This is a genomic window from Rhizobium sp. F40D2 (genome assembly GCF_051810745.2).
Lineage (GTDB): Bacteria > Pseudomonadota > Alphaproteobacteria > Rhizobiales > Rhizobiaceae > Rhizobium.
Map to the genome: position 1 here is coordinate 397,557 of NZ_CM131436.1, position 9,215 is coordinate 406,771.

Here is a 9,215-nt window from a genome sequence, read left to right on the forward strand (position 1 = left end):
GCCAGACCGTCGTCCAACAACCCATACCAGGAGAGAGATATGAGCAAGCCCTATACCGGCGGCTGCGCCTGCGGTGCGATTCACTATGAAATCGCAGCGGAACCGATTGCGATGAACGACTGCCAGTGCCGCGACTGCCAGAAGACGAGCGGCACCGGGCACGGCTCCTATCTGACTTTCCCGAGCCGGCAAGGGGTGAAGCTTGAGGGCCAGGCGACGCATTGGGAGATGGTCGCCGACAATGGCAACGTCAAGACTCGCGGCTTCTGCCCCGCCTGCGGCGCACCGGTCTACCTGACCTTCTCCTATATGCCTGACTTCTTCACCATCCACGCCGCCAGCCTCGACGAGCCGGAGCGCTACCGGCCCGAAATGGCGACCTACACCGTGCGCGGCCTCGCCTGGGACCGGGTCGACCCTGGCGTGCCGAACTTCGAAAAGATGCCGCCCATGTAAGGCTCGGGCAGCGCCCGCCAAATGGTGTAGTCGGGGATGGATCGTCGCTGAGGGCGGGCGTGCTGAAGCTGTCATGCCGCTCTGATAGCGGGCGACGGGTGCAATGCCTGCAAACTCCTCGCTTCATTACCAAGGGTCGACTGTCCTCCCCGTCATTGCCGATCCAGCGCAGAATTGCCGTTGACATTTTGATGCACGCAATATATCCATTTGGCTATATAGCTAAATGGTGATGCATGGACGACAGGCTTGATGCGATTTTCTCGGCGCTCTCCGATCCCACCCGGAGAGCAATTCTCGCGCGGCTTGCCAACGGCAAGGCAACTGTGGCCGAGCTTGCTGATCCCTTCGACCTGTCTCAGCCTGCCATATCAAAGCATCTCAAGGTCCTGGAACAGGCCGGGTTGATCCGCTCCGGCCGTGAAGCGAATTCGCGTCCCCGCGTCCTTGAGCCGGCAGCGTTGAAGACAATTGCCGATTGGATCGCCGACTACAGACGCTTCTGGGATCAAAGCTTTGATCGTCTCGATGACTATCTGTCCAAGGTACAAGGATACGAAAATGACCAATCCAGAGACCGAAACCGATAACAGCCGCGACCTGGTTCTCGTGCGGAGGTTCGATGCCCCATGCGATCTCGTTTTCAGGGCATGGACCGATCCGAAAGCGTTGGCGCAATGGTGCGGCCCCCACGGTTTCAAGGCGGTGGGCGACAGACTTGAAGCCTGGCCCGGCGGCCGACACCGCGCCTGTCTGATTGCACCGGATGGAGAAGAGCATTGGGTCGGCGGACAATATCTGGAGGTCGAGCCGCCGCACAGGCTTGTCTTCACCCATGCCTGGGAGACCGGAACCGGCGAAAACAGTCCCGAAACGGTCGTCACCGTCACCTTCAGGGAAAGCGACGGAGGCACGGAAATGACTTTTCGGCAGAGTGGCTTTGCCAGCGCATCCTCCCTTGAGGGTCATGAAAACGGCTGGTCGCAAAGTTTCGAGCGATTGAGCCTATTTCTCGGGACTGAATCCGAAGGGCCGAACCATGCGTAAGGCGGCGATGAAGCTCTACTATTGCGAGACGCTCAATCCCCGGAAGGCCTGCGCCGCCGCTCGTTTTCTGCAAGCCGACGTCGAGTTCGTCAGGGTTGACCTGGCAGGCGGAGAACAACGCACCGCAGAATTCCTGGCGCTTAACCCGAACGGGAAAGTCCCGGTGCTGCAGGATGATGCCGGAACCTTATGGGAAGCGAACGCCATCATGTGCAGGCTGTCCGACACAGTCGCAGCGGATTTCTGGCCGCATGACCACCGGCAGATCGACGTGCTGCGCTGGTTGAGCTGGGATGCCAGCCATTTCACCCGGCACGGAGCAGCGCTGTGGTTTGAAATCTTGATCAAACCGTTGTTCGGCGGGAAGCCCGACGCCGGCCTGATCGAAGACGCGAAGACGGGTTTTCGGCACCATGGCCGCGTGCTCGACGATCATCTGGCCACCAACCGCGTCGCCGTCGGGAAGACGCTGACCGTTGCGGATTTCGCACTGGCAGCTGCACTTCCTTATGCCGCCGCCGCCGAGATCCCACTCGCCGAGTTTCGGCATATCCAAACCTGGTACGAACGGATTGAAGAACTGGATGCGTGGCGAAACCCTTTCCCCGCCTGAGAAGCCATAGACGAAGGGCCATTTTGCGAGCGTGAAGGCGTTAGCAAAGGCGCGTGAGTTTATCGGCAGCCGCCAACCGGTGTCACAGAGAACCCGCCGCGGCAGACAGTGCGTTGAAGCGCCGCCGGCTCAGGAATGCGCCGGACGCCAATGCGGATAGGTGACATAGGCGGTGAGCGCGCCCTCCTCATGCGAATGGATCGTTACGCTCTCGCCCTTCGGCATGTAGACGATATCGCCGGGGCGGCGGTCGCCGTTCCGGCCTCCGTCGTCACCGACAGCCGCCCTTCCAGAACGATCATGACGTCATCGACCGCCATTGTTTCGGTGAGACTCTGGCCAGGACCGTAGCGCCCATAACCGATGGTGATCGGCCCGCCGTGCCGCTCATCGACCAGATTGCCGACGAATATGTCCGCCTCCTGCCCGGGGGAACGCTCCAGCGCGACGTCGGCGATTGTAAATTTCCTGAAAAAGGGTGCGCCAAGGCGAGCGACCTGTTTGGCCATCCGCTGCGCCGGCGGCGCGTTCGGCGAAAAACGCACCGCCAACCTCCGTCATTCCAGGCCTTGAGCCCGGAATCCACCACAGCCGAGGAGGCCTGCGTAGGTCCTCCGGTCAAGCCCGAGGACGACGGAGGTGGGGTGAACCTTGTGCCGATACCCGGTATGTGCAGGCTCAAGAAAGCGCCGCCGCTCGCTCGGTTCTCAGCGAAAACCGCCGCTGGCGGCCAGCCGTTCGCCGGTCAGCCAGCGGGCATCGTCGGAAGCGAGGAAGACTGCGACCCCGGCGATATCGTCCGGTTGGCCCACGCGGCCGAGTGGCGTCTGGCCGACGATGACCTGCTGGAAATCCGAGCCGATGACGCCGGCCGTGTGCGTTCCCTCGGTCTCGACCATTCCCGGCAGGATGGCGTTGACACGGATCTTGCGCGGGCCGAGTTCCTTGGCCAGCACGCTGTTGATGCCTTCGACGGCGCCCTTGGTGCCGGTGTAGACGGCGGAGGCCGGCGGCGCCATGCTGGTGACCACCGAAGAGATGTTGATGACGCTGCCGCCCTCGCCGAGGTGCTTGACCGCCGCCTGGGTGGTCAGGAGAAGGCCGAGAACGTTAACGTCGAAGATGCGGCGATACTGTTCCTCGGTCACTTCCTCGATCGGCGCGAATTCGTAGACGCCGGAGTTATTGACCAAAACGTCGAGCTTGCCGAATTCCTTGACGGCGGCATCGACCAGCCCCTGCGCCTGCTCGGCCTTGGAAACATCGCCCTGAACCGCGATGGCCTTGCCGCCGGCCGCGCCGATCGCCTCGACAACGGCGTCGGCGCCCGCCTTGCTCGAGGCATAGTTCACCACCACTTTTGCCCCTTCGGCCGCGAGCGCCTTGGCAATCGCCGCCCCTATACCTTTGGAGGCTCCCGTTACCACTGCGACTTTTCCGGTGAGCTTCGCCATCTGTTATTCCTTCCGAACCGGACAGCCGTCGGGATTGGCGGCTTGTTCCATAGTTCAGAAATTCGGAACTGTTGATCTTGATGTCAAGGGGCGCTATATAAAATTCATGCGACCGCTCTTTCACCCAGCCCTGGAGGATATACGGCCGGAGGCGATCCTTTATGCGCTGTCCGATCCGGAGCGCGTCGCCATATTTTCAAGGCTTGCCACCGCCGGCTGTGGCGGGACATGCTCTGCCCTCGCCGATCTCGGCGACCGCGTCATTCCGAAATCATCGCTGTCCAACCATTTCAAGGTGCTGCGCGAATCCGGCCTGATCCGCAGCGAGCGCCAGGGCGTGGAGATGCGCAACCAAACCCGCTGCCCAGAGCTGGACGAACGCTTCCCGGGGCTGATCAGATCCATTCTGACGGCTTATGGACAGCTTCCCGAGCAACCGAAGGCGGATTGACCATCCCTGGTCAACCGCCGCGCAGGCGAAGCCTGTCGAGCTTCAGTATGCCTCGTCCAAAACGACGACGGCTTCGACCTCGAAGAGCATGGGGTCGATCGCCAGCTTGGGAACGGGAATCAAAGTCTGCGCCGGCAGGGCTGCGCCGAACATCGCCTTGACGGTCTCGGTCAACACTTGAAGCTTCGACATATCGTGATCGACCACGAAGACCGTCAGCTTGGCGACCTGATCGGGCCTCGCGCCGAGCGCATCGAGGGCGATGTGCAAATTGGCATAGGCCTGCTTGACCTGGGCGGCGAAATCGGGCGACAGGGCTCCGGTCCCGTCCTGGCCACCTTGCCCCGAGATATAGGCCAACCGGCCTTGCCTCGGCACGATCACCGCCGTGCTGTAGCCGTTCGGCGTGGGGTCGTAGAGGTTTTTCGGATTGACGATGGTGAGCTTGATGTCGTTCTCGTTGGCCGTCGCCGCAGCCGGAATTCCAATGGTCATGATGATGAGCCCTCCGATGAGCAGATGCTTGATTGCGCGTGACATGATTTTCTCTTGGACGTTGAGGACTGCGGGCCACCTCCCCGCGGCCGGCAGTTGATTTGCCGCCGATACGATTGACTCGTACGACGTACGGTTAATTTGCATCGTACATCGTACGAGTCAATCCGCCGGGATCGACATTCATCGCATTGTCGGCTTAAATCGGCGTTCTGATCGGTAGGAAAAACGGATGGCAGCCAAACGCAGCGGCGGGCAGAGCAAGCGATCTGAACGTAAAATATCTCCGCCATCCGGGCCGGAAGCGCGCAGTGAACAGCCCCTCTCGCTGGAACGGATCGTGGCGACCGCGGTCGCGCTTCTGGATAGCGAAGGGATTGACGGATTGAAGATGCGCCGGCTGGCCGATCGCCTCGGCGCCGGTGCGATGAGCCTTTACTGGCACGTCGGCAACAAGGAGGAGGTCTTCGATCTGGCGCTGGATTCGGTGCTCGCATATCGCGGCCCACAGCCAATCGATGCGTCTCAGGACTGGCGCGGCGAAGTCGTTCACATGCTGAAAGACTGGCGCGCCGGCATGCTGCGCCATCCCTGGTCGGCAGCGCTGCTGCCGCGCCGGGCGCTCGGCCCGAACATTCTTTTTCGCCTGGAACTGCTGAGCAGCACCCTGTCCAGAGCCGGTGTCGCCGACGCCGATCTGAACGTGGCGATCTGGTCGCTCTGGAATTATGTGATCGGCGCCACGACCACCCGGGCAAGCTTCGACCTCTCGGACGAGGACAGAGCCGCCGCGCAGCAGCGCCTCACAAGTCTCAGCCAACACTACCCCACAATCGAACGCTCCCGGCTGCTGCTGGACAATGACTGGGACGGCGCCTTCAGCAAAGGCCTCGACTTCCTGCTCGACGGCCTCGTTCCCAAACAATGAAATTCGTCGTACCGGGACGGGCTTAGAGCGGTCATTGCCTCGCTTCGACCCTCTCGATCTTGACACGCAATCTCGTTTTGAGGTACGTACATCATTATCGCGATGCCGCCATGCGCAGCGCAGCTTCGAAAGGCAATGGGAATGAAGGAGTTCAAGCTCAATCCGGACTTCGCCATCGCAGATGAGCTCGCTCTTCGAGGCCTGTTCGAGGCGACACATGCTCTGGCCGTGCAGAAGTGTCAGGACAGTCTCGGCAAGCATGCGCAAGAATTCATCAGGCGCTCGCCCTTCCTGTGCATCGGCACGCAGAGCCCGGATGGAAAGGCCGATGTCAGCCCCCGCGGCGATCCAGTCGGTTTCGTCAAGATCCTTGACGAGCGGACGCTGGCGATACCGGACAGGCCCGGCAATAACCGCCTGGACAGCCTGGTCAATATTCTTGCCAATCCGAACGTCGGGCTGTTGTTCATCATTCCGGGTTTCGACGACACATTGCGGGTGAATGGCCAGGCCCGTTTGACGACTGACCCTGACCTTCTGCAAAGCATGAGCGTCAACGACCGCGCTCCCAAACTTGCAATCGTCGTCGAGGTGAATGAGGTTTTCCTTCATTGCGCCAAGGCCTTCCGGCGCTCGCACTTGTGGGACCCCGGTCATTTCCAGGATCGCAGCGAGATGCCGTCGCTGGTCAAGATCATTCTGGATCAGACGACCGGCGCGCCGAGCGATGAAAATGAGATGCGCAAAATCGATGCCGATCTCGAAGATGCATATAAGCGGACACTCTACTAACCGGCACAATGATCTTTCCTTGCAGCCGGCTTGATGCCAGGGCGATCCGGGCGTAACTCAACCAACCGCCCCTCTCTGTGACTCCAAACTGAAACGATCCCATGGCCCACTCGCTCAACACGCCCTCCTTGCCCGCCGCCGGCGCCAACCAGCCGAAACTCGATACGGAGGAAATCTGGCAGGCCCGGGTGGATCTGGCGGCCTGCTTCCGGATGGCGGCTCGGCTCGGCATGGAGGAAGGGATCTGCAACCATTTCTCGGCCGTGGTTCCCGGCTATGACGACCTGTTCATCGTCAATCCCTATGGCTACGCCTTCGCCGAACTGACGGCTTCGATGTTGTTGATCTGCGATTTTCACGGCAACGTGGTGTCGGGCAGCGGTCAGCCCGAGGCCACCGCCTTTTACATCCACGCCAGGATCCATCAGAACATTTCGCGCGCCAAGGCGGCATTCCACACCCACATGCCGTATGCCACCGCCCTTTCGATGACAGAAGGCGACCCGCTCATCTTTGCCGGGCAGACCGCGTTGAAATTCTATGGACGAACGGCCGTCGACCGCAATTACAACGGCCTGGCGCTCGATGCGCGCGAGGGCGATCGGATCGCTGCAGCGATCGGCGATGCCGACATCGTCTTCATGAAGCACCACGGCGTGATGGTCTGCGCACCGAATATCGCCGAGGCCTGGGACGATCTCTACTATCTCGAGCGCGCCTGCGAGGTGCAGACGCTCGCCCTTTCCACAGGGCGCCAGGTGCTTGCCGTCGCGCCTGATGTCGCCGAAGCGGCGTATCGGCAGATGCGCGAAGGAGACCCGGAGTCGGCCAGGCTCCATCTGGAGGCGGTGAAGCGGAAGCTCGATCGCAGCGAGCCCGACTACAAGCGCTGAGCCCCCCGGCATCGCCCAGCAAGAGCCAGGTTCTCTCCAGGGCGGGAGCGCCGATATCACCGGCTTGTGCAAGGATCGAAAAAGCAGTTAGCTGGCATCGTTGGGTAGCGCATGCCAGATGGGCATTGCGCTACACGTGCTGAGACGGGTCCGCATTTCGGGGGAGATCGCGTGCGCTGGTCCAAACCGCTCAGACTGCATCTCGGCGTCCTGGTCGTCGCGTCGCTGCTTTGCACATCGGCGCCGATCATCTGGATGGCATTCAGCCACGGAAGCGAAGTTGCGGTCAGCGCCGGCGCGCAGCAGATGCGCGCGATGAGCTTGCGGCTGATCGAGGGGTACCGGAATACGCTGCAGGGCGGCACCGAGGCAGTGGCGCTGGCATCCACCCTGCCGCAGCTCGTTTCGCCGCCGCCTGCGGACATCAAGGCAAAACAGCGGTTCTTTCAGGAGGTTCTTCGAAGCGTCCCGAACGCCACCAGCGTTTTCGCCGGCTATCCCGACGGCTCCTATCTGCAGGTGATCAACACGGCCCGGCGCGACGTTCGCCAGACGCTTGCCGCACCCGATGGTACGGCTTTCGCGATCAGAATGATCGCACGGAGAAATGCGTCCGACATCATCTCGACACTTGGTTTTCTCGGCAGCGATGCAGAGCTGATCGGGGAGCGGAATGTCGTGGATACATCCTTCGATCCGCGGCAACGCCCCTGGTATCGATCCGCCATTCAAGACGGCGTGCCGGTTTCCGTCGGACCCCGTGTCACCGGAACGCTGAATGTTCCGACGCTGACGATCGCAGCCCCGATGCGGGACGACGGCAAGGTGGTACTCGGCATCAACATTCACCTGGAGACCGTCAGCCGGCTGCTCGACGCAAGCGAGATTTCGCCGCGCGCCCGGGCCTACATCGTCGATGCCGGCGGCAATCTCGTCGCCCATTCCGACCCTGATATCATGAGCAGGATCATCGGATTATGGTCGAGAACATCAGGCGCATTTGCAGCGACCGCCAACAGTTTCGACCCGAGCCTTAAAACCGTGGCGCGGCTCAAGCAGGATCCGGCCTTTGCCGGCGGCGGCCTGGCACGGGTCGATCTCGATGGCGAAACCCATCTGGTGCAGATCGCCCCCGTCAGCGTGTCCGGCCTGTTCACGGGCAGCGAGGCCGCCATCGTCGTGCCGCTGCAGGACCTGGTGGCGGAGGCCAATCGGCTGCTGGTGCGCAATCTCTTCATTGCCGCCGCCTTCGTGCTCGCCGGTGTCGCCGCCTCGGTGATGCTGTCACGCATCGTCAGCCGCTCGCTCTATCGGCTGGCGGACGAGGCGCGCAGGATCGGCGATCTGGATGTGGGGGAGAAACCGATGTCCCACTCCTGGATCAGCGAGATCAACACGCTTGCAAACGCCTTGGCGGCCAGCCGTCATGCCATCGCTCAGTTTGCGCTTTATGTGCCGCGTGAAGTGGTCCGGCAGATCGTCAATCCCAAGACGCGGGCGATCGTCAGGGCGAAGCGCCAGGATGTGACCGTGCTGTTCACCGACATCAAAGACTTCACGACCATCTCGGAACAACATTCGCCCGAGGAGGTGGTCGACACGCTTTCTGCCTATTTCGAACTGCTGAACACCATCGCCGAGCGCAATGGCGGGGCAGTCGTGCAATATCTCGGCGATTCCATTTTCGTCATGTGGAACGCCCCAGTTGCCGACATCAGACATGCCGAACATGGCTGCCGATGCGCGCTGGCCATGAAAGCGGCGGTCGACGGCTTGAACGAAGCCAATCTCAGGAATGGCCGCCCAGAGCTGTTGACGCGATTTGGATTGCACACCGGCCCGGCCGTCGTCGGCAGCTTCGGGGCAATTTCGCGTCAGCAATATACGGCGATGGGCGATACGATCAATGTGGCCTCACGGCTCGAAGGCATGAACAAGGAGCTGAACACATCGATCCTGGTCAGCGCCGCCACCCGCGACGCCGTCGCCGACCGCTTCACCTTCCGCCCCCTCGGCCTTGCCCCGGTCAAGGGACGCGCCGAGAAGGTCGACATTTGGGAGCTTGTCGGGGAAATCAAAGACTGAG

At 61.6% G+C, this 9,215-nt stretch carries 11 protein-coding genes and 1 pseudogene; 9 read left to right on the forward strand and 3 right to left on the reverse strand.

Annotated features, from left to right (window positions below; all coding sequences use genetic code 11):
* Positions 1–39 precede the first annotated feature (39 nt).
* The 4 genes from ACS4RS_RS02000 to ACS4RS_RS02015 all read left to right on the forward strand — a co-directional run bounded on the left by ACS4RS_RS02000 (position 40) and on the right by ACS4RS_RS02015 (position 2,116).
* Positions 40–456: a GFA family protein gene (locus ACS4RS_RS02000; RefSeq protein WP_439008941.1), complete on the forward strand. Its 417-nt coding sequence runs from the start codon at positions 40–42 to the stop codon at positions 454–456.
* Between the two features lie 236 nt (positions 457–692).
* Positions 693–1,046, forward strand: coding sequence for a metalloregulator ArsR/SmtB family transcription factor (locus ACS4RS_RS02005; RefSeq protein WP_439008940.1), 354 nt, complete (start codon positions 693–695; stop codon positions 1,044–1,046).
* The gene (locus tag ACS4RS_RS02010) at positions 1,018–1,503 is read left to right on the forward strand and encodes an SRPBCC domain-containing protein (RefSeq protein WP_439008939.1); all 486 of its coding nucleotides are present in this window, start codon (positions 1,018–1,020) and stop codon (positions 1,501–1,503) included. Before ACS4RS_RS02005 ends, ACS4RS_RS02010 begins: the two co-directional genes overlap by 29 nt.
* Complete coding sequence (locus ACS4RS_RS02015) at positions 1,496–2,116, forward strand: glutathione S-transferase N-terminal domain-containing protein (RefSeq protein WP_439008938.1); 621 nt, start codon at positions 1,496–1,498, stop codon at positions 2,114–2,116. The genes ACS4RS_RS02010 and ACS4RS_RS02015 overlap by 8 nt, the downstream gene beginning before the upstream one ends.
* A gap of 129 nt (positions 2,117–2,245) precedes the next feature.
* On the opposite strand, the pseudogene ACS4RS_RS02020 reads toward ACS4RS_RS02015, so the two are convergent.
* Together ACS4RS_RS02020 and ACS4RS_RS02025 are read right to left on the reverse strand one after the other, a co-directional pair.
* Positions 2,246–2,625 (reverse strand): annotated as a pseudogene (locus ACS4RS_RS02020) (cupin domain-containing protein).
* A 198-nt stretch (positions 2,626–2,823) separates the two neighbouring features.
* The gene (locus tag ACS4RS_RS02025; RefSeq protein WP_179611409.1) at positions 2,824–3,570 is read right to left on the reverse strand and encodes a glucose 1-dehydrogenase; all 747 of its coding nucleotides are present in this window, start codon (positions 3,568–3,570) and stop codon (positions 2,824–2,826) included.
* A 106-nt stretch (positions 3,571–3,676) separates the two neighbouring features.
* On the opposite strand from ACS4RS_RS02025, the gene ACS4RS_RS02030 reads away from it, so the two are divergent.
* Positions 3,677–4,021 carry a helix-turn-helix domain-containing protein gene (locus ACS4RS_RS02030; protein WP_439008937.1) on the forward strand — a complete coding sequence of 115 codons (345 nt, stop codon included), beginning with the start codon at positions 3,677–3,679 and terminating at the stop codon, positions 4,019–4,021.
* Between the two features lie 42 nt (positions 4,022–4,063).
* Here ACS4RS_RS02030 and ACS4RS_RS02035 read toward each other — a convergent pair whose 3' ends face one another.
* Complete coding sequence (locus ACS4RS_RS02035) at positions 4,064–4,561, reverse strand: RidA family protein (protein ID WP_439008936.1); 498 nt, start codon at positions 4,559–4,561, stop codon at positions 4,064–4,066.
* 187 nt (positions 4,562–4,748) lie between these two features.
* Here ACS4RS_RS02035 and ACS4RS_RS02040 point away from each other — a divergent pair, with 187 nt between their 5' ends.
* From ACS4RS_RS02040 to ACS4RS_RS02055, 4 genes are all read left to right on the forward strand, one after another.
* A complete protein-coding gene (locus ACS4RS_RS02040; protein ID WP_439008935.1) occupies positions 4,749–5,444 on the forward strand; it encodes a TetR/AcrR family transcriptional regulator C-terminal domain-containing protein in 696 nt (231 codons plus the stop codon).
* A gap of 141 nt (positions 5,445–5,585) precedes the next feature.
* The gene (locus tag ACS4RS_RS02045; RefSeq protein WP_439008934.1) at positions 5,586–6,236 is read left to right on the forward strand and encodes a pyridoxamine 5'-phosphate oxidase family protein; all 651 of its coding nucleotides are present in this window, start codon (positions 5,586–5,588) and stop codon (positions 6,234–6,236) included.
* 101 nt (positions 6,237–6,337) lie between these two features.
* Positions 6,338–7,129, forward strand: coding sequence for an aldolase (locus ACS4RS_RS02050; protein WP_439008933.1), 792 nt, complete (start codon positions 6,338–6,340; stop codon positions 7,127–7,129).
* A gap of 171 nt (positions 7,130–7,300) precedes the next feature.
* The gene (locus ACS4RS_RS02055; RefSeq protein WP_439008932.1) at positions 7,301–9,214 is read left to right on the forward strand and encodes an adenylate/guanylate cyclase domain-containing protein; all 1,914 of its coding nucleotides are present in this window, start codon (positions 7,301–7,303) and stop codon (positions 9,212–9,214) included.
* Position 9,215: the final 1 nt, after the last annotated feature.

Bases quoted from the DNA above. Each gene is read 5' to 3' on its own strand.
- ACS4RS_RS02000 (WP_439008941.1), top strand. From the start codon at position 40: ATGAGCAAGCCCTATACCGGCGGCTGCGCCTGCGGTGCGATTCACTAT.
- ACS4RS_RS02010 (WP_439008939.1), top strand. From the start codon at position 1,018: ATGACCAATCCAGAGACCGAAACCGATAACAGCCGCGACCTGGTTCTC.
- ACS4RS_RS02035 (WP_439008936.1), bottom strand. From the start codon at position 4,561: ATGTCACGCGCAATCAAGCATCTGCTCATCGGAGGGCTCATCATCATG.
- ACS4RS_RS02040 (WP_439008935.1), top strand. From the start codon at position 4,749: ATGGCAGCCAAACGCAGCGGCGGGCAGAGCAAGCGATCTGAACGTAAA.
- ACS4RS_RS02025 (WP_179611409.1), bottom strand. From the start codon at position 3,570: ATGGCGAAGCTCACCGGAAAAGTCGCAGTGGTAACGGGAGCCTCCAAA.
- ACS4RS_RS02030 (WP_439008937.1), top strand. From the start codon at position 3,677: ATGCGACCGCTCTTTCACCCAGCCCTGGAGGATATACGGCCGGAGGCG.
- ACS4RS_RS02050 (WP_439008933.1), top strand. From the start codon at position 6,338: ATGGCCCACTCGCTCAACACGCCCTCCTTGCCCGCCGCCGGCGCCAAC.
- ACS4RS_RS02005 (WP_439008940.1), top strand. From the start codon at position 693: ATGGACGACAGGCTTGATGCGATTTTCTCGGCGCTCTCCGATCCCACC.
- ACS4RS_RS02045 (WP_439008934.1), top strand. From the start codon at position 5,586: ATGAAGGAGTTCAAGCTCAATCCGGACTTCGCCATCGCAGATGAGCTC.
- ACS4RS_RS02015 (WP_439008938.1), top strand. From the start codon at position 1,496: ATGCGTAAGGCGGCGATGAAGCTCTACTATTGCGAGACGCTCAATCCC.